The 18,926-nt window shown below is 68.5% G+C and carries 15 protein-coding genes, 2 tRNA genes and 1 pseudogene; 10 read left to right on the top strand and 8 right to left on the bottom strand.

The features are described from left to right. Nucleotides 1-289 precede the first annotated feature (289 nt). From NMN56_RS22910 to NMN56_RS22890, 5 genes and pseudogenes are all read left to right on the top strand, one after another. The gene (locus NMN56_RS22910; protein WP_274045618.1) at nt 290-2,668 is read left to right on the top strand and encodes an ATP-binding protein; all 2,379 of its coding nucleotides are present in this window, start codon (nt 290-292) and stop codon (nt 2,666-2,668) included. Continuing rightward, on the top strand, nt 2,665-4,344 hold the full coding sequence (locus NMN56_RS22905; RefSeq protein WP_274045619.1) for a DEAD/DEAH box helicase family protein: 1,680 nt from the start codon (nt 2,665-2,667) through the stop codon (nt 4,342-4,344). Before NMN56_RS22910 ends, NMN56_RS22905 begins: the two co-directional genes overlap by 4 nt. After that, nucleotides 4,341-4,940, top strand: a complete 600-nt coding sequence (locus NMN56_RS22900; protein WP_274045620.1) for a hypothetical protein — start codon at nt 4,341-4,343, stop codon at nt 4,938-4,940. The genes NMN56_RS22905 and NMN56_RS22900 overlap by 4 nt, the downstream gene beginning before the upstream one ends. Further along, on the top strand, nt 4,933-6,279 hold the full coding sequence (locus tag NMN56_RS22895; protein WP_274045621.1) for an RNA polymerase subunit sigma-70: 1,347 nt from the start codon (nt 4,933-4,935) through the stop codon (nt 6,277-6,279). Before NMN56_RS22900 ends, NMN56_RS22895 begins: the two co-directional genes overlap by 8 nt. A 916-nt stretch (nt 6,280-7,195) precedes the next feature. Then, nucleotides 7,196-7,390: pseudogene (locus tag NMN56_RS22890) on the top strand (helix-turn-helix domain-containing protein); the annotation flags it as partial. Nucleotides 7,391-7,623: 233 nt separating this feature from the next. Here NMN56_RS22890 and NMN56_RS22885 read toward each other — a convergent pair. The 4 genes from NMN56_RS22885 to NMN56_RS22870 form a co-directional block, all read right to left on the bottom strand. Then, nucleotides 7,624-8,457, bottom strand: a complete 834-nt coding sequence (locus NMN56_RS22885) for an SDR family oxidoreductase (protein WP_274045622.1) — start codon at nt 8,455-8,457, stop codon at nt 7,624-7,626. A gap of 41 nt (nt 8,458-8,498) precedes the next feature. After that, nucleotides 8,499-8,960, bottom strand: coding sequence for a nuclear transport factor 2 family protein (locus NMN56_RS22880; protein ID WP_274045623.1), 462 nt, complete (start codon nt 8,958-8,960; stop codon nt 8,499-8,501). 2 nt (nt 8,961-8,962) lie between these two features. Beyond that, nucleotides 8,963-10,858: an FAD-dependent monooxygenase gene (locus NMN56_RS22875; RefSeq protein ID WP_280842867.1), complete on the bottom strand. Its 1,896-nt coding sequence runs from the start codon at nt 10,856-10,858 to the stop codon at nt 8,963-8,965. 397 nt (nt 10,859-11,255) lie between these two features. After that, nucleotides 11,256-11,981: a TetR/AcrR family transcriptional regulator gene (locus tag NMN56_RS22870; protein ID WP_274045625.1), complete on the bottom strand. Its 726-nt coding sequence runs from the start codon at nt 11,979-11,981 to the stop codon at nt 11,256-11,258. A gap of 252 nt (nt 11,982-12,233) precedes the next feature. On the opposite strand from NMN56_RS22870, the gene NMN56_RS22865 reads away from it, so the two are divergent. The 5 genes from NMN56_RS22865 to NMN56_RS22845 all read left to right on the top strand — a co-directional run bounded on the left by NMN56_RS22865 (nt 12,234) and on the right by NMN56_RS22845 (nt 15,381). Next, nucleotides 12,234-12,737, top strand: a complete 504-nt coding sequence (locus NMN56_RS22865) for a carboxymuconolactone decarboxylase family protein (protein WP_274045626.1) — start codon at nt 12,234-12,236, stop codon at nt 12,735-12,737. Nucleotides 12,738-13,080: 343 nt separating this feature from the next. Further along, nucleotides 13,081-13,917 (top strand): SDR family oxidoreductase, encoded by an 837-nt coding sequence (locus NMN56_RS22860; RefSeq protein ID WP_274045627.1) that lies wholly within the window; start codon nt 13,081-13,083, stop codon nt 13,915-13,917. Between the two features lie 138 nt (nt 13,918-14,055). After that, a tRNA-Asp gene (locus NMN56_RS22855) sits at nt 14,056-14,130 on the top strand. A gap of 4 nt (nt 14,131-14,134) precedes the next feature. Next, nucleotides 14,135-14,208, top strand: a tRNA-Phe gene (locus NMN56_RS22850). Between the two features lie 237 nt (nt 14,209-14,445). Further along, nucleotides 14,446-15,381 (top strand): YihY/virulence factor BrkB family protein, encoded by a 936-nt coding sequence (locus NMN56_RS22845; RefSeq protein ID WP_274045628.1) that lies wholly within the window; start codon nt 14,446-14,448, stop codon nt 15,379-15,381. Nucleotides 15,382-15,545: 164 nt separating this feature from the next. Here the strand turns inward: NMN56_RS22845 and NMN56_RS22840 are convergent, their stop codons facing one another. The 4 genes from NMN56_RS22840 to NMN56_RS22825 all read right to left on the bottom strand — a co-directional run bounded on the left by NMN56_RS22840 (nt 15,546) and on the right by NMN56_RS22825 (nt 18,914). Next, nucleotides 15,546-15,881, bottom strand: coding sequence for a hypothetical protein (locus NMN56_RS22840; RefSeq protein ID WP_274045629.1), 336 nt, complete (start codon nt 15,879-15,881; stop codon nt 15,546-15,548). Between the two features lie 98 nt (nt 15,882-15,979). Further along, on the bottom strand, nt 15,980-17,071 hold the full coding sequence (locus NMN56_RS22835) for an ABC transporter permease (RefSeq protein WP_274045630.1): 1,092 nt from the start codon (nt 17,069-17,071) through the stop codon (nt 15,980-15,982). Between the two features lie 122 nt (nt 17,072-17,193). Continuing rightward, nucleotides 17,194-18,111 carry a cytochrome c biogenesis CcdA family protein gene (locus NMN56_RS22830; RefSeq protein WP_274045631.1) on the bottom strand — a complete coding sequence of 306 codons (918 nt, stop codon included), beginning with the start codon at nt 18,109-18,111 and terminating at the stop codon, nt 17,194-17,196. Next, the gene (locus NMN56_RS22825) at nt 18,111-18,914 is read right to left on the bottom strand and encodes a DsbA family protein (protein WP_274045632.1); all 804 of its coding nucleotides are present in this window, start codon (nt 18,912-18,914) and stop codon (nt 18,111-18,113) included. Before NMN56_RS22825 ends, NMN56_RS22830 begins: the two co-directional genes overlap by 1 nt. Between the last annotated feature and the right edge of the window lie 12 nt (nt 18,915-18,926).

Below are 18,926 nucleotides of genomic sequence, written 5' to 3'. Positions count from 1 at the left end.
GGATCACGGGACGGATGAGTCTCCCTAGAGCCGTCGGCGTCCGCTACCGGCCCTGCTGCCCCGCGGTGCAGGTTGCACTTGCGATGATCCTTCTATCGCATCGCGAAGAGCATCCTCGTGCCCTCAAGTAGGTTCAGTGAAGCGGAACTTGGCGCTGCGTTGTCAGTGATGTCCTCTACTCTCTTCATCACGCGTACGGCTCGCCCCGAGCCGCGCGTCGAAACGCGGTCCGCGGCAGGGATCTCTTCGGCGTGCCCACGCGAGACGAAGACAGGGGGACCATCCGCCTATGAAGATCACTCCATCCGCGCGCGTGCTGCGCATGCTGGGTGAGATCGAGTTCGATGAGTGGCAGTGCATCGCGGAGCTGATCGACAACGCCTTCGACGACTTCACCGAGATCCATCGCTCCGGGACCCCCTGGGCGGGCGGGTACCGGGTCAGCGTCGAGCTCCCCAACTCGGCCCGGGGGCAGCTCGTCATCACTGACACGGGGCGCGGCATGACGTACGACCGGCTGGAGCGGGCGGTACGGGCCGGCTGGTCGGGCAACGACATGCACGACAAGCTCGGCCTCTTCGGCATGGGGTTCAACGTCTCCACGGCCCGGCTCGGGAAGCGCACGCGGGTCCTGACAACGCGGCAGGGCGACACCGAGTGGATCGGTGTGGAGATCGACCTGGACCGCATCGGAGACGACTTCGAGGCGGAGGACATCACCGAGCCGAAGGCCGATCCCAACGAACACGGCACCCGCATCGTCATCAGCCGCCTGCACCCCACGCGCGCTGGGTGGCTGCGGAAGAATGGCTCGGCTCTGCGCAACATCCTGGGACAGGTCTACTCCTGGCTGCTCCTGGAGCGTCCGTTCGAACTGTGGGTCGGCGGCTTCCAGGTGAAGCCTGTGCGCCACTGCCGCTGGGGAGACGAGCGCTCAGTTCTCTACAACAACAAGGAGCGCATCCCCGCCTACGTCGAGATCGACCAGAGGCTGGAGAACGGTCTCGCCTGCGGTGATTGCGGACAGTGGCAGCTCACCGATCGCGACACCTGCGAGGACTGCGGTAGTAACCGGCTCACCGCTCGCGAGCGCCGTGTGCACGGGTGGCTCGGCATTCAGCGGTACATGCACAAGAACGACTACGGCATCGACTTCCTGCGGAACGGCCGCAAGATCCTGCGCTGGGACAAGCAGCTGTTCACCTGGCGTAACCCTGACGGGGCAGCGGGCAATGAGGAGCCAGAGTATCCGGTGGACCTCGCCCACCAGGGTGGCCGCATCATCGGAGAGATTCACCTCGATCACGTTCCGGTCACCTACCAGAAGGACGCCTTCGAGTACGGCGACCGGAGCTGGCGCTCGGCGGTCGAGATTGTGAGGGGAGTCGCTCCGCTGCTGCCGAGGCGTGCGGCGGACATGGGGTACGAGGAGAACACCAGCCCGCTCGCGCTCCTCTTCAAGGCGTTCCGCCGCAACGACGCCGGTCTCCGATACCTGGTCCCAGGTGACGGACGTAAGCCGATCCATGACGACACCCGCCGGTGGGGACAGGAGTTCCACCGAGGCAACCCCAACTACCAGACCGATGAGCGCTGGTGGCAGGCGGTCGAGGACCACGAGGCGGCCAAGAGCAGGGGCAAGAACGCCAAGACGGCCGCCGCCACCCCGGGGAAGCCCGACGAGGCGGCGGTGATGGAAGCGCTCGGCTTGAACGGAGGGGACACCGCCGAGCCGACCACTCCCGCGAACGAGACGGGCGAGGCGAAGCTCGACACGGAGGCGGAATCGCCGAAGGATGGCGGCGCGTCCAATTCCTCCGCACCGGCCTCGGAGCAGCGTCCGGAGACCAGGCACGAGCGCGTCACGCGCTACATGGAGAACTCGACCACCTACCCGGCGCTCAGCCGCCCCTTCGGTCACCCGCGCGTCGGCTTCGTCGAGGTCGAGACGCGTCAGCTGACGGCGGGCGGCCTGGCCGACGAGAACCTGCATCGCACGCCCGTCCTGCTCGACCAGCGCGCTGGCAACAGCCTCGTGGCCTTCCTCGACCTCGACCACGCGATCTTCCAGAAGTTCGGCGCTGACCCGGCGGACCTCCTGCTCGCCGAGGTTGCAGTGCTGCTTAGGGTGCGGGCGGAGACGGAGTGGAGCCACTCCGAACTCATCGCGGCGATCCGTACCGAGTCGCTGCCCGCCACCGCCCTGGATGCCCAGTTGATCAGCGCGGAGGCGCAGGAACTCCTGGCCGAGATCCGTCACCGCATGATGTCGGAGCTGGACCGTACTGGCGAGGCGGAGAAGGCGTATCACTTCCTCTCGCCGGACGAACTCACGGCGACCGAGCACGCCATGATCGCCAACGGCAAGGTGACCCGTACCGTCGACCTCGGTACGAGCGGTGAGTTCCTGCTTCATGTACCGGCGCTGTTCCTGGTCCGTCTCGTCGAGTCGCTGCCGTCGGCGTTCATGGACAACCGTGTCTTCCAGGGGGTCTACGAAGGAGTCGCCTCCGCTTCCGCGCGTCGGCTCAGCCTGGCTCGCACGGTCGGCTACCTCTCCGACGTGGCCACCCAGGCGACCTTCGCGGGGGCCAGTCTCCCGAATCAGCTGCTGCGCACGAGGCTGAGTATCCGCCTGCTGGCCGACGACCTCGCGGAGGAGAAGTGAACGCCGCCTTCCTCACGGCGGAGGAGCTGTTGAGGGGAGGGCCCGCAGGTCTCACGCACGCCACGGAGCGGGCCCTCTGGTACCTCGGCTTCAACGACGTGCGCGTCATCGATGGAGCAGGTGACCACGGCGCGGACCTCCTGGCCGTACGCGGGCGGGAGCAGTGGGTCTTCCAGTGCAAGTGGAAGGCAGGCGGGAAGGTCGACCGCAGCGGCGTGGACGACCTGGAGCGCGCCCATGCGCGCTACCGCGCCGACAAGGCCGTCCTGGTGACCAACACGGACATCAACGGGGTGGCGGCTGCTCGCAGCGCGGCGCTCAACGGCGTCGGTGTGCCGATCGCCCTCTGGCATGGCGCGACTCTGGGCTCCATCGGGGACCAGATGCCTGAAACGGTCCCCGCGAAGTACGCACTGCGCCCCTATCAGGCGGAGGCGGCGGAGTCGGTGATCAACGACCTCGACTCGAACGGCACCGCCCTACTCGTACTCGCGACGGGGCTCGGTAAGACGGTGGTAGGTGGGGAGATCATCAGCCGTCACCTCAGGGCCAATCCGAACGCGAAGATCCTCGTCGTGGCGCACATGAAGGAGCTCGTCGCACAGCTTGAGAAGGCGATGTGGCGGCACATCCCCAAGTCCGTTCCCACGCGCCTGCTCACTGGGGTAAGCCGACCTGAAAGCCTCGACGGAGTCGTCGTCGGAACTGTCGAGTCCGTCCTCGGTGCCGTACGCGTGGGCTACCGGCCCGACTTGATCATGATTGACGAGACCCATCACGTGGCCGAGACCGGCAGGTTTGCGGAATTGCTCGATCTGTGTGGGGATGCTGGGCAGTTCGGCGTGACGGCGACGCCCTGGCGGGGCGACAAGTTTGACATCACCTCCCGCTTCGGGTACCCGAGTTTCAAAATGGGTATCGCGGAAGGTATGGCCGCCGGCTACCTGTCCGCCGTCGACTACCGGCTGTACGTCGACAACGTCGACTGGGGCGTCGTCAGGGACGCCAGCGTGCACGGCCAGTCCATCAAGGACCTCAACAAATCCTTGTTCCTGCCGCAGCGCGATAAGGAGATCATCGAGCACTTCCGCGAGGCGTGGCGCACCACGATCGAGCCGAGGGCCATCGTTTTCTGTCAGACCATCGAACACGCCGAGCACATGGCCCAGTTGTTCGCCGCGTCCGATTCGGCGTGGTCCAACGCCTCCTTCCTCCACAGCGCGCTCCCGCGGCAACGGCGCCAAGTCCTGCTCAACGAGTTCCGGCTCGGCCGGGTACCAGTGATCACGTGCGTCGACGTCTTCAACGAGGGAGTCGACGTCCCGGACGTCAACCTCATCGCGTTCCTGCGGGTCACGCACAGCCGGCGGATCTTCGTCCAGCAACTCGGGCGTGGGCTTCGACTCAGCCCCGGCAAGGTCGCCCTGCGGGTCCTCGACTTCGTGACCGATATCCGCAGGGTGGCAGCGACCCTGGAACTTCGGCGATCGCTGGAGGCGCAGGAGACCCAAGAGAGCGAGCACCTACGCGTACGTATGCCGCACGCCTCCCGAATCCAGTTCAGTGACGAGACCGTCGGGTCCCTAATGGACCACTGGATCCAGGACGCGGCAGATCTTGAGACCAAGGCGGACGAGGTCCGCCTGCAGTTCCCTTTGACGAGAGGAATCGAATGAGCAAGTACGCGATCCCCACGGACCTGGAAGAAGAAGTCGTGCGCCTCCTCTACAAGAGGATGGCCGACCTCAACTGGATCTACCTGCCGGATGCCGACCGCACCCGTCATTACGTGGAGTGGACGTCCGACCCGGCGGTCGGAGGACGGCTTCTGCCGTTCATCGGGAAGACCGAGAACATCCGGCCGTGGCTCAAGGACAGGCCCATGAAGGAATACGTCCGGGCCACTTACGGGGTGGGCAAGTGGGCCCCGCTCGTGACCGAGCCCTCTACCCCGGTCAGCGAGCTTGTTGTGCGGGCTCTCGGCCCAGGCTGGGAAGTCGACCTCGAGACCCTCGCCATCAAGCCGCTCTGCGTGAAGATTCGCCACGAGGACGACGAGGAGACGGAGCAGCGCTTCGCCTGGGCCCCGATGCGCGACTTCAAGCACCTCGCGTGGGCGGCCATCGCGGCACAGGCTGGTGGCGACGCGCTGCCCTGGGTCATCTGCACGGTGGACTCCTTCGTTCGGAAGATCACCCCGGAGCAGAAGGCGACCAACCAGCGGATCGCGCACCGGCTCGGCCTGACCAGCGCGCATGTCACCGATGGCTGATGGGGACGGTGCGATGATGTCCGGGGCTGACGACGACTGGCTCAGCGCCGCTTGGCGTGTTCTACCCCTCCGGTCGCGTCGCGTGGTCGAGGACCGTGCCCGTGGGGAAACGCTCGGGAGCATCGGGCAGCAGCATGAGATGAGCGGTGAAAGAGTTCGTCAGTTGCTTGTGATGGCGCAGAAGCGACTCTGCTACTACGCCGACGCCTTCGTCGATGACTGGCGTGATCGGCTCATGGCCCTCACCGTGAGTTCGGCGGTACCCGAGTCCGAGCTGGCCGCGGCGCTGGGCGTACGCGAACACATTGGTGTGGTGCTTCTCGCCCAGGCTGTGAGGGCTGAGCCTCCGTTGACGTGGGCTGGCCGCCTGCACGGCTGGTGGACGCGCGATCCGACCGCCTTGGAGGTTCTGCTGCGATCTGGAGTGGAGGAGGCGCCGCTGCGTGGGGAGGACGTGGCGGTGACCTTCGCGTCGGCCGGTGTACCGGACGATGTTCCGTTGCTGAAGTTGCTTGAACACTCGAAGAGCCCTCTTGTGCCCGGCGTCGAGGGCTCTTGGCTGCGTCGTCGCGCCCGCGGCAGGGACGCGGCCTACCTCTATCTGCTGGCGAATGGCGAGCCCTGCCCGGCTGAGGACCTGCTCGAACCGACCGGGATCAAGCGGAAGCCCGCCGTCGCCGAAGCGCTCAGGCGGGACGAGAGGTTCGTCCAGCTCCGGCTGGAGGGGAAGTGGGCGCTGGCCGAATGGCCCCACCTGAACATGACTCCGTACCCGAACGCCGTGGAGGCATTCGTCGCCGTGCTGGCCGAGCTGGGCCCTCTGCCCAAGGAAGCCCTTTTCGTAAAGGTTGGCGAGCGGTACCCCGTAACGCTGTGGCGCCTCCAGCAGTGTCTGCTGGACGACAGGGTGGGCATGACGGAAGACGGTTCGATCGACCTTGTGGCACGCGGGGCCGATCCGATCGAGGAGAGTGAGCCGGCACAGCCGGCCACGATGGCTGCCGACCCTGCCGGCAATGTATTCGGGGTCCGGCTGACGGTGGACAAGGACATCCTGCGCGGCAGTGGCGTCGTCGTCAGCAGCTGGCTTACGTGGCAACTCGGGATGCGGCAGGCTCCCATGGCCAGGACGTTTTCCATCGCTGGTCACCCGACGTCGATCACCCTAAAGAGGGGGACGAGTGCGGCCCAGCTCTCCAGCCTGCGGGTGCTGGCGAAGGAGAACGGAATGGTCGGGGGCTGCGAGTTCGTTCTCTTTCTCCGTAGGGACGATTCGACCGCCCGCATCGAGCACGCTTGTGCTCGACAGTACTGCCGAGCGGTGGGGGCCCCTTCATGAGCGAGCTGAAGACGGACGTCTCCGAGGCATGAGCAGCTGCCGCAGCGGTGGCGAACTGTGATGCGGGATCACTCGTAATCCCGGGAGTACGAGTGATCCACCAAGTTGCTGTCCAGGGGCTCCGCGGAGCCGGGAGTACTCAAGGCATGGGTTCAAACGACTGTGGGCAGCCCGCTGGAGCGGACGACCCTTGGTCGTCACCTCATGCCTGGCCGAATGAGTCTTGGGGCAGTCCGCGCGGGGCAGCCTTTACTGTCTCAACCGGGCAGCGTCGTCGAGGGTGGCCGACGGGCGGGCCTACACCCTGGACCTGGACAAGCTGCCCTGCCCTGAGCCGGAGCACAGCCCGCCTGACCTGCTTGTATTGCGCGTGCAATCGCGCTGATGCCCGTGCTGACATGTCAGCACGGGCCCGGGGTCGAGCCGGACCGAGCCGGAATCAGAGGGATGGAAACGAGGGTGTTCATCCCGGTTCTGCAGCAGAATCGCAGGTCAGCGAGGTAACGATTTCGGGTTCGAATCCCGTTGGGGGCACCACCAAATAGCCCTCTGGCCTGCGTAAATGCAGTTCCGAGGGTCCTTTTGTGCCAATTTCCCGTGCTGACGTGTCAGCACGGGAGTGCTGACATAAACAGTCCAGAACCGCCGTGACCTGCGCACACTCGGCTGGCGATCCCTCATCCGGTCCCGTGCTGGATGATCATGTTGCTGGCCCACAGGAGCACCTGCCTACCGTCCGCGCTGCCGGACAAGGCTGCCGGGAACAGGCCACCGTCCCCGGAGAGCGACCAGCTCGCTGCGAGCATGAGCGCCGCCGAACTCCCTGTAGGCGTCGGGTTGTCCGGGGACGAGGCCGTTGACGTTGCGGAGCTGGGCCCGGCGCCGGTCGACGGCGCAGGGCCTGGCCGAGCGGGCCGTGATCGTGCTCGCCTGCGCGGACGGACTGAGCGATACCGCGGTGGCGGCCAGGCTGGAGACCGACCGCAGGACCGTGCGCCGGTGGCGGGCCCGATTCCTGGCCGAGCGGCTCGACGGCTTGTCCGACGAGCCGTGTCCCGGGGTGCCGCGCACCCTCGCCGACGCGCAGGTCGAGGAGGTGGTGGTGCGGACGCTTGAGACGGTGCCGGAGGGCGGGACGCACTGGTCCAAGCGGGAGTTGGGCCGCCAGGTGGGAACTTCCTCCAGGAAGCCGCCCACGTGCAGAGAGTCCTCGACGAGCGACCATGAACCGCCCGGAACACAACCGCACGGCACGGGCTCCCCGGGATGCGGAAGTGGGGCCGGTCCGCTGACGGAGATCGCGTACGCGGCGGTCCCGGTCGCAGGCGAGCTACAGGCGTCGGTCTATATCCATTGGGACGTGGCGGTGAGGACATTGCTGCCGTCCATGTCCGCGAGCGAGAGGCCGGCCAGGGAGACGGCGGCCTGTGAGGTCTGCCAGCGGAAGCGGGGGCTGTCGGTCGTCGCTGCCTCGACCACTACCGCCGCCGCGGCCTGGGCCGATTGCGCGTTCGCCATTTCCGACTGTGCGGTCTGCAGGAACTTCTCCGCCAGCTCGCGGTACGGGTCGTCAGGGCTGAAGAGCGCCCGGGTGTCGAGGTTGTCGGCCATGTGCGTCGCGACGGCGGCGGGTTCCACCACGCTGACCGTGACCCCGAAACGGGCCGCCACCGGCGCGAGGGACTGCATCAGACCCTCCAGGGCGAACTTCGAGGCGCAGTAGGCATCAAGGAACGGCTCACCGTGGACCCCGCCGTTGCTGGAAACGCTGACGATCCGGCCGGCGCCGGCGCTGCGCATGGACGGCAGTACGTGCCGGGTGAGGGCCGCGGGGCCCAGGACGTTGACGTCGAGCTGCTGCTGCAGGGCGGCGGCGTCGAGCTGTTCCAGCGTTCCGGCCGTGGACTGACCGGCGTTGTTGACGAGGATGTCGATGGGCCCGAAATCGGCCGCCACCTCGTCGAGGCAGCGATGGGCGCCCTCATGGTCGGTGACGTCCAGGCGCCGCACGGTCAGCTCGACCCCCTGATCGGCGGCCTCGGCCCGCAACCGTTCGGCCTTGGCCGTGTCGCGCATCGTCGCCACGACACGAATGCCTCTGGCCGCCAGGCCCACGGCCGTGTGCAGGCCGATCCCGCTGGATGTTCCGGTGACGACCGCGACCTTCTGATCCGGCATCGGATTCCTTTCTTTCCTGCGTCCGCTCTCTTCCGGGACCGTCAAGCGGTGCCGCCGTCACTGCCGCGGACCATGGTTCCGAAGCCGATGAGCACGCTCTGGATGCGCCAGCCCTTATCGGTGCGTGTGTAGGTCATGTCGGCACTCATATAGACCGAGCGGGGGTTGTCAGCCATGACAGAGCCGACCCACATCAGCCAGTCCCCGGTGGCGGTGTCGCCGTCGACGGTGATGACCGGGTTGAGGAAGGTGTGCATGGAGAGCTGGACGACAGAGGTGGCCTTGGGCAGTACGGCCGCGATCGCGTCCGCGCCATGGGTCACCTCGCCGTCGAAGCCTTCCCAGCGAGCGTCGGCCGCGAAGATGTCCGGGATCGCGTCGGCGTCGACGGTCTTGCCGTTCCATCCTTTGTTGATCGCGTCGGCGTAGCGGGCGGTCAGGTCACGGATCGCTTCGATGTCTTCGAGGCGGAGGATACGTTCCTCAAGCGTGGTGGCGGTCATGATCAGGACTCCCTTGCTGTTGTCTCGATGGTGTGGGTGGGCACTGCGGTGGCGTTCAACGCGGCGTTGAGCGCTTGGGTGGGATCGGCCGGGGCGCTGCTGGTGCGCCAGGCGATGTATCCGTCGGGCCGGACCAGGGCGGCCCCGGTGGATTCGAGGCCGTAGGCGGTACGGAAGGCGTTGGGCTCCACCGGATTCGCGTCGGTGCCGATGCCTACGAACGTGACGGGGATGCCCGACCGCTCGGCGGCACGGGTCGCCGCGGCGGCCCAGCGCTCGTCCTCGGACAGCAGCACCCAGTCGCGCCGGAACAGGTCCAGCGTCGAGCCCTCCTCACCGTCGACGGTGATCCACAGGTGCGGGGCCCGGGTGCCGGGCTGGCCGGCCCACTCCTCCGGTCGCCGCGCGGGCGGCAGGTCGGCGTCCGCGCCCAGCACCGCGGCCGAGCGGTAGAGCTGGCCGAGTTCGACGGACGCGTCGTCGAGCACCGGCACGTCTGTTCTGGGGGCCGTCAGGTAAGCCTTGTAGTCGGCGCGTGCGAACAGTTGGTCATGGCGCAGGTCCGCCACAGGCCGGCGTTCGGCATCGTAGGTGTCCAGAAGCCGGGGCTCAGACCTTCCGGCCAGCACGGCGGCCAGTTTCCAGGCCAGGTTGTGCGCGTCGTCGATTCCGGTGTTGGCGCCGAAACCGCCACGGTTGGGCGGCAATTGGTGGGCGGCGTCGCCGACGAGGAACACCCGGCCGTCGGAGAAACGGTCAGCGATCAGCCCGGCCAGGTCCCAGCGGCCGGTGGTCACCAATTCGATGGGGATGTCGGTACGGCCGACCGCCTGCTGCACCACCAGCCGTTGTTCGTCGGCGTCACGCTCGATGTCGTCACTGAGCATCAGCACCCACCGCCCGTCGGAGTAGGTGGTCAGGAACGCCTTCAAGTCCGGCTGCTCGATCTCGAACTGGACCACACCGTGCTGCAGGTACTCGTCCAAGGGCGCACGGAACAGGATGCTGCGCTGCACCGACAGCGGACCCACCCCGTGCCGGGCGATGCCCAGTTCCTCACGCATGGCGCTGGTCGCGCCGTCCGCGGCCACCACGTACTGGGCGCGCAGGCGGTACTCGTGGCCGTCGTCGCGGCGACGCAGTGTCGCGGTCACGCCGTCGCCGTCCTGGACGAAGCCGATCAGTTCGGTACCCAGCCGCAGGTCCGCGCCCAGCTCGGCCGACCGGTCACGCAGGAGGGGTTCGAGCTTGTCCTGGGTGATCGCGATCGCGTGTACCGGGGAGTTTTCGGCGCCGTAGGCACCCGCGCCGCCCGGTGTCCACGGGTACTCCTCCAGCAACGTACCGGTCAGGCTCTCCACCCGCGCCCGCCGCGGCGGCTTCATGCCCTGCTGCGACGGCGGTACGTCGACCCCCACTTGCCGGAAGTGTTCCACCGTGCGGGTGGTGAAGCCGATCGCACGCGGATGCGGGGAGCTGCCGTGGTGCTTGTCGACCAAGACGACCGGAACGCCGTGCCAGGTCAGGAAGACCGCGGTGGACAGCCCTACCAGGCTGCCGCCGACGATCAATACGGGTGCCGCTTCGGTAGTCGTGCCGTCGGCAACATGGGTGTTCTCGTTCATGACTTGCTCCTTCGCGCGTTGGTGAATGGTGCGGCTCTTCCTGTCGGTTCGGCCTGCGGCCGTGGCGCGGCGAAAACTCCGCCGACCAGCACCGGGAGCGCGCCTCCGGCACGGGACCGGCCCCGGACCCTGAACGATGACCGCCACCGCGGACGGCACGACGCCGGAGCGGGTCGGCGCCCACTCGGCCATGTGTTTCCGAAGACTCCTGTCGGCTACCGGTCCGTCCAGGGTAACGAACATGTTCGTCACGAGCAAGGTCGGAGCGAACATGTTCGCGACTGCTGCGGGTTCGGGGCGAGCGGGTGCGGGCGAGCGGGGTCGGCTGCCGCATGGGTCGCCATGATCACTTCGGTGCTGGCGCCCCGGGGCCACCGAAGCTCCGGCGACCTCTTCGGGGAGCGAGGATGCGCGTGCGCACCGGAGAGACGGCTGCCTATGCCGCGACGCCCGCTCAGAGATGCCGACGCCCGCTCAGGGACGGGTCAGCACCATGCGGCTGACCGGGAAGCGGCCACGTCGGCCACTTTCAGCGAGGCGGACGCGTGCGGCACGAGTGAGTGCGCGACGGGCCGGGACCCGGCACAGAAGCCGGGACGGGACCCGGCACAGGGGGTGCGGGCCAGGTGAGGGACGCCCACCGGCGTGGCGGCGGCCGGGCCCGCGGGGCTCAGTCGGCCTGGCCGGGCACAGGGGTGCCCGTGATGCCGTTGACGAGCACGTCGAAGCTCCAGCGCATCCGGTCCTCGGCCGTGCCGCTGACCAGATGCGGTATGTGCGCGCTGATCGCCGGATGCGTCGTCCCGTCCACAGCGCGCAGCGCGCCTATGGCCGCGCTCCAGTCTTCTTCGGCACGGGGATCGTGCTCACGCGTCGCCTGCTCGGCGGCGGTGGCCGTCGCGTCCTGCAGGAGCTTGTCCACCCCCCAGGCGACCTGCTCGCGGCCGGCGCCGCTACGGGAGAGGAGGTCGAGGATGCGCTCCACCAGCCGCAGGTAGTTCTCGCCGCTCGGCCGGGCGACAAGAGCGGACCGGGCGAGCTGCGGGTGCTCGAAGAGCACCAAGGTGTAGGAGGTCATGACGGCGCGGAGCCGGCCGCGCCAGTCCTTGCCGTCCTTGCCGCCCTCCCGGCCGGTCAGGTCGACGTCGCCGAGCAGAGCGTCCAGGACGGCCGCGTGCAGCTCGGCAGTGTTGGCAACGTACACATAGAGCGAGGCCGGACCGGTGTCCAGCTCCTGCGCCAAGCGGCGCATCGTGACCTTCTCCAGCCCCTCGGCCCGCATGATCCGCAGGGCCGTGTCCACGATTCCGCGCCGGGACAGGGCAGGCTTGGCCGGACGCTCCCGGCGGCTGACCGGCTCTCTTCTGACACTCACGACGCTCATCGTAGCGAACATGTTCGTGCAGGGGGCGCACACCTTCGAGGACGCCCCGCTCACCGGTCGAAATGCCCGCCACGAGCGGGCGGCCGGCGCGACTCAAGTGGGGGCCTCATCTGCGGAAACGCATGTCGGGGGCCTTTTTGCACGGTACGGCCCAGCGGGGAGGACCCTCAGGAACGGGAGCCCGTCGGCGTCCCGCTGTCACATTTTCCCGGCGCGGTCAGTCATAGCGACGACAGCAGCATGACGGCCGAAGGGAAGAGGAAAATGGAATCACGTTCGATCACAGCGGAGGTCGCGGCGGGTGCGAGGGTGGCCGATCCCCGGGAGTCCGTACCGGAGTTGGGGGACATCTCGGCGGCGCTGTTCAAGGCCACAGGCAACCGTTCGATACCGCGGACCACGATAGGGCTGCTCCAGCTCCGCGCCGGCCAGATCGTCGGCAACACCTATCTGACCGTTCTGCACACGGACCTCCTGCGGAAGACCGGGGAGTCCGAAGAGAGGATCACCGCAGTGGCTTCCTGGCAGGACGCCCCGTACTTCACCGAGCCCGAGCGTGCCGCGTTGGCGCTGACGGAGGCCGTGTTCCAGCCGTCGGGGCACGGGGAGAGGGTCCCCGACGAACTGTTCGCGCAGGTGTCCGAGCTCTACGACACCAAGGCGCTGGCCACACTGATGATCGCGATCGGCCAGGTCGGCTTCTTCGTCCCGCTGGCCCTGATCGCCAAGCCGGCTCCCGGCAGGACGTTCGGGGACGAGTGGGCGTAAGGCGGGAACGGGCAACTGAAAACCCTCACCCCGCGCCCGTACCCACCGGCGAACCCCGCTCGCGCAGCGCGAGCAGCCCGGTGAACGTTCGTCCGCGCGGCACGCGGTGACCTCGCTGCCCGGGCCGGTCGGCGCCGACCGGCCCGGGCGTACGACACCGCTGCGGCGAGCCCCTCCGCCCGCACGCGCTTGCATCCGTACAGGGAGGCGCCCCAGTGGTTGGGCTCTCGTGGGCATGGTTCACTGCGAGTGCTTGCCGAATGACATGAATCAGGGACAAATCCCCGTACCGGGGTCGCTCACGGGCGCGTCCGCGCGCGGGGCGCGGAGGGAGACAGCAGCCATGGGCACTTTCGTGGTCACCGGATCGGCCTCCGGCATGGGAGCCGCCACGGCCGGGCGGCTGCAGGACGAGGGGCACACCGTCATCGACGTCGACCTGCACGAGGCCGGCATCCAGGCCGACCTCAGCACCCCGCAGGGCCGCGCCGACGCCCTCACCGGGATCAAGGCGGCGACCGGTGGCCGGCTCGACGGTGTCGCCGCCGTCGCCGGACTGGGCGCACACCTGGACGACCCGGCCAGGGTCCTGGCGGTCAACTACTTCGCGCCGGTCGCCCTGCTGGAGGGCCTGCGCCGCGAGCTGGCCGTCTCCGGCGCAGGACGCGTGGTCGTGATCAGTTCGAACTCCGCCAGCACCGTCCCCCTCATCGACGAGGAACTGGTGCGGATCGTTCTCAGCGGCGACGAGAAGGCCGCGCTGGAACGGGCCGGAGGCCGGCACATCCAGCTCCCCGACGAGATCACGGAGAGCGCACCCAGCATCACCGCGTACGCGTCCTCCAAGCTCGCGCTCTCCCTCTGGGTACGCAGAACGACGGTCACGGAGGACTGGGCGCGCGCGGGCATCCTCCTCAACGCCGTCGCGCCCGGCGCGGTCCTCACCCCGCTGATGCGCGCCTCCACCGGCCGGGACGCCGAACCCGACCCCGACAACTTCCCCACCCCCATGCCGCTCGGCCACTTCGGCGACCCCGAGGACATCGCCTTCTGGGCGCACCAGTTCCTGCGGCCGGAGGCCCGCTTCACCACGGGTTCCGTCCTCTACGTCGACGGCGGCACCGACGCCGCCATGCGCCCCGAGGGCTACCCGTCCCCCATGACCGTCGCCCCGGCATGAGGCCCCGATTCCGTTTTCAGCGGACACCCCGGGGTCTGTTACTCTTTTCCGGCGACGTCACCCCTGCTGGGGAGCCCTTCGAAAGCAGTTGGGAGCACACGCCGCACTGTGCGAGACTGAGGGCTCGCGCAAAAGCTTGGTCCTGTGGAGCAGTTTGGAGTGCTCGCCACCCTGTCAAGGTGGAGGCCGCGGGTTCAAATCCCGTCAGGACCGCTGCGGCTGGGTAGCTCAGTTGGTACGAGCGTCCGCCTGAAAAGCGGAAGGTCGCCGGTTCGACCCCGGCCCCAGCCACCGCAGCCCGTCAGGGCAGATGTCCCCTCCGGAGTTCTCCGGAGGGGACATTTTCATGTGCCCGTTGCCCCGTTGCCCCGTTGCACCCGTTGCCCCTTGCCCGTCGGTTGCCGGGCCACCGCCGTCGGTCCTCGGCACTCCGCGACCAGCTCCCGCGTCCAACTCGCCCCCGTACACGGCCCGTTCACGAGCCGGCCCATGGGCATGGGGAGGCTGGTCGGGGGTTACCCGGGGCGCATGGTGGGTGCAGGGAAAGCACGGGGATGGTGGGCGGTGCTGCGGGGGACGGTCAGGGAGTTTCCCCGGGACGAGTTGCCCGATCGCGCTGCGACGCTGACGTACTACGGGGTGCTCTCGCTCTTTCCGGGGCTGCTGGTGCTGGTTTCGCTGCTGGGTGTCGCCGGGGAATCGGCGACACGGAAGGTGATGGGGAACCTCCAGCAGCTGACGCCCGGGCCGACGCGGGACATCGTGCGGACCGCCGTACGGCAGTTGCAGGACAGCGCCGGGCTCGGCTCGATCGTGGCTGTGGTGGGCCTGCTGGTGGCGCTGTGGTCGGCGTCCGGCTACGTGGGCGCGTTCATCCGGACCTCGAACGCCGTCTACGGCATGGCCGAGGGCCGTCCCCTGTGGAAGGTGCTGCCTGTCCGGCTCGGGGTGACGGTGCTGCTGATGCTCCTGGCCATGGCCAGCGCGCTGATCGTCGTGTTCACCGGCGGCCTCGCACGTCAGGTGGGCAGGGCGCTCGGGATCGAGGACTCAGCGCTGGGGGTGTGGGCAATCGCGAAGTGGCCGGTACTGGCCGTACTCGTGATCTTCACGATCGCGCTGCTGTACTGGGCGACGCCGAACGCGAAGCTACGGGGCTTCCGCTGGATCACGCCCGGCAGCGCTCTGGCGCTGGCGCTCTGGTTGCTGGTCTCGGCCGGGTTCGCGTTCTACGTCGCGAACTTCGGCTCGTACAACAAGATCTACGGCGCGCTCGCGGGCGTGATCGTCTTCCTGGTGTGGCTGTGGTGCAGCAACCTCGCCATCCTGCTCGGCCTGGAGTTCGACGCGGAGATGGCGCGGCAGCGCGCCGTCGAGCGGGGACACCCGGCTGACGACGAGCCGTACGTGGAGCCGCGCGACACCCAGGCGTGGAGCCAGGAGGACCGGCGTCGGATGCGGTGAGCGGCCACGACGCGGATGCGCGGTCACGATGCTGTGAGCGGCCACCCGGCCACCATGCGGTGGACGGCCACGACGTGGTGAGCGGTCGGGAGGGACGGGGCGCCAGGAGCTGCGTTGCCTCCTGGCCTGGCCGACAGTGGCGACCGAGTGCGGGCCGTGGCCGTTCACGCCGCGTCGGCGGGGCGTTCCGTGGGGTCCGGGGGGTCGGTTTCCCCTGCGGTGGCCGGGGATTCCGGGGCTTCTGGGGAGCCGGGCTCGGAGTCGGGCACGGCTTCCGGCGTGGGCGGGGGCTCCGTGCGCACCAGGGTCAGGTGCCGTATGCGTCCGACACCGGGCGCGCGGCGTATTCGCCAGGTGAAGCGCCCGGACTGGGAGGAGGTTCTCGGTGGCTTGAGCATCCACTCCTCGTAGCGGGCCAGCGCCAGCATCATGCACATCAGCAACGGCGGCAGCAGAACGGCGACGAAGACCACGAGGCTCTCCTTCCAGCCCGTTTCCACTCGTTTCGGGTAACCCCGCGACGCCGGAGGAAAGACCCGGATGTGTGAAGGAAATGTGCACCTCCCCGGGTCGCCCGCCTCGCGGTCCGTCGGCCCGCTCAGGCCGGCGTCGCCGGGGCGTCCGCCGCGTGGGCGGCCGGGGAGCGGGGACGGCCGCCGGGGTGGCGGTGGCGCCAGATCCAGAAGACGGTGCAGGACACCAGCGCCCAGGCGACGAGGGCGACGTAGGGCTGGAGGAGCTGGTGGCCGCGGAAGTAGACGGCGGTGTGCTGGGCGTTCACGGCGGCGCCCGGCGGGAGCCAGCGGCCGATCTCGCCGACCAGGGACGGCAGCAGTGGCCAGGAGACGGCACCGCCCGAGGAGGGGTTGCCCAGGAGGATCATCACGCCCCAGGTCGGCACCATGGCCCAGCGCCCGAAGAGGGTGTTGAACATCGTGAAGACCATCCCGCTGGCGAACATCGTCAGCGCGAGGATCATCCACGAGTGCACGAACGGGAGCTGGAGCGCGCCCAGCCCCCAGTCGACGACGGCCGCGATGACGAAGCCGCCCAGCAGCGCGTACGCGACGGTGAAGGCGATGCGCTCGGGCGGGTTGAGCGCACGGGCGTGCACGCTGAGCTGGATGGCGCCGACGAAGCCGATGATCACGGAAGCGAGAGAGATGTAGAAGATCGCGAGGCCGCGCGGATCACCCTTGTTGAGCGGCTTGAGGTCCCGCACCTTGACCGGGACGTCGATCTTCTTGCCGACCTTCGGGCCCGCCACCTGCAGCAGCTCGGCCACCGAGGCGCCGGAGGCCGAGGAGATGTCGAGTTCGACACCCTTGGGGTGTTCGACCCGCATGATCGCGAAGACCTTCTGCTTCTCGATGGCCTCCTCGGCCTCCGCCCGCGTACGGAAGTGCCGCAGTTCGAGCGAGGAACCGAGCCCCTTCTCCATGCCCTGGACGAAGGCGCTCCTTTCGTGCGGGCTGTCCGGCTTGCCGACGACGGCGACGGGAACGTGGTGCGGGGTCGGGTTGGCCATCGCGTAGGTGTACGAGCCGGCGAAGAGACCGGCGGCCACCGCGAGGATCAGGACGAGCACGGACGCGGGGAGGAAGGGCGAGTCCTTGAAGGAGCGCCACCTCTCCCCCACGGTCCGGTTGCGTGCGTGGGCGCCGTGCCCATCCGGCTGCTCGTCGCTCATGCGGCCACCTTAAGTCCGCATGCGCCCCATTTCTCCCGTTAGCCCGCCTTACGGGAACTCCCCTCCGGCCCGCCTCACGGGTTGCCAGCCTTACGGGTTGCCAGCCTTACGGGTTGCCAGCCTTACGGACTGCCCGCCTCACGGGCGACCTCCTCGGCGTCGTTACCGGCGTCACCGTCCGCTTCTCCCCTCTTTTCTGCCGCTTCTTCGCCCCGCTGCCCCGTATCGCGCCGTGCCCGCAGGGTGCGGACGAGGAGCACGGTGAGGGCTGCCAGGGCGAGGGCGGCGAGGAGGGCGCCGTCCGGTACGGAGTCGCCGGCGCGCTTGGCCCAGTTCTCGGCCGTGAACGCGCCGTCCACGTCCAGCAGCCCCGGCAGCGAGGCCGCCCCGTCGAAAACCAGGAACAGTACGCCCAAAAGAATGAAGAAGAGCCCCGAGAACAGCGACGTGGTGTGCAGCTTCATCCTGCCCACGCTCACCTCACGTCCGCGCAGCCAGCGCCGCCGCCCCAGTTCGAAGCGCTCCCACAGCAGCGCCAGTACGAACAGCGGCACCGCCATGCCCAGCGCGTACACCGCCAGCAGCACCCCGCCGTATACCGGGTTGCCGCTCACGGCTGCGACCGTCAGCACGCTGCCGAGGATGGGTCCCGCGCAGAAACCGGCGAGGCCGTAGACCGCGCCGAGCGCGTAGACGGACAGCGCCGTGGTGGGCCGGATACGGCCCGACGCCTGCTGGAGGCGGCGCGAGGCAAAGCCCATGCCGAGGATCTGGAGCACGCCGAGCGCGATGATCGTCCAGCCGCCGATCGCGACGAGCAGATCGCGGTTGCCGTAGAAGAGCCGCCCCGCGAACGAGCCCGCCGCGCCGAGCGGCACCAGCGTGGTGGCGAGCCCGAGATAGAAGATCCCGGTCCGAGCGACGAGTCTGCTCGCCGAGTCGATCGAGTAGGCGAAGAACGCCGGGAGCAGCAGCGCGCTGCACGGGCTGAGCAGGGCGAGGAGGCCGCCGAGGAAGGCGGCCACGTATCCGACGTCCATCAGTCGTCCTTGCCCCCCTGCTTCCCGTCCTGCTTCCCGTCCTTCCCGTCCTGCTTCCCGCCCTGCTTCTTGGCCACGGCGGCGGCGCGCTCGATGGCGTCGGTGAAGACCTCGTCGGGCTGTGCGCCCGCGATGGGTTCCCCGTTCACCAGGAAGGCCGGGGTAGCGCTGGCGCCGAGCCCGTACGCCTCCTGCTGGTCCTTGTCCACCAGCCTCCTGGCGGCGTCGCTCTTCCTGTCCTTGTCGAAGCGGTCCATGTCCTTGATGCCCGCGTCCTTGGCTAGGTCGCGGAGGTGGCCGTCGGTGAACGCGTTCTTCTCGTTGCCCTTGTCCGCGTACACGGTCCGGTAGAAGTCCCAGAACTTGTCCTGCTGGCCGGCGGCCCAGCCCGCGAGCGCGGCCCGTTCCGAGCCCTTGCCGAAGACGGCGAAGTTGCGCCACTCGACGCGCAACAGGCCCTTGTCGATGTACTTCTTCTCCAGCTTCGGCTCGGTGTCACGGGCGAACTTGCCGCAGAAGGAGCACCCGAAGTCGGCGTACTCGATCATGACGACGGGCGCGTCCTTGTCACCCCGCGCGAAGGGGTCGTCCGCATCGCGCCGCGCGAGCTTCATCAGCTGGGGGTCGCCGGCCGACGAGGTGTCGGAGCTGCCCTCGATGGTGGCGTTGTCGTTGGCGGAACCTCCGCTGTCGTCGTTGCTCACCATGTACTGCGAGAGCCAGCCGGCGAGCAGCGCGACGACGGCGACGGTGATTCCGATCATGAGGCCCTTGCGTGAGGACGCGGGCTTGGCTGAGGCCATGGGGTTCTCCTG

This window comes from Streptomyces iconiensis (assembly GCF_028657195.3).
GTDB classification, from domain to species: domain Bacteria; phylum Actinomycetota; class Actinomycetes; order Streptomycetales; family Streptomycetaceae; genus Streptomyces; species Streptomyces iconiensis.
Note: the sequence above shows the minus strand (reverse complement) of the source record. Positions and strands in the feature narration are given on the sequence as shown.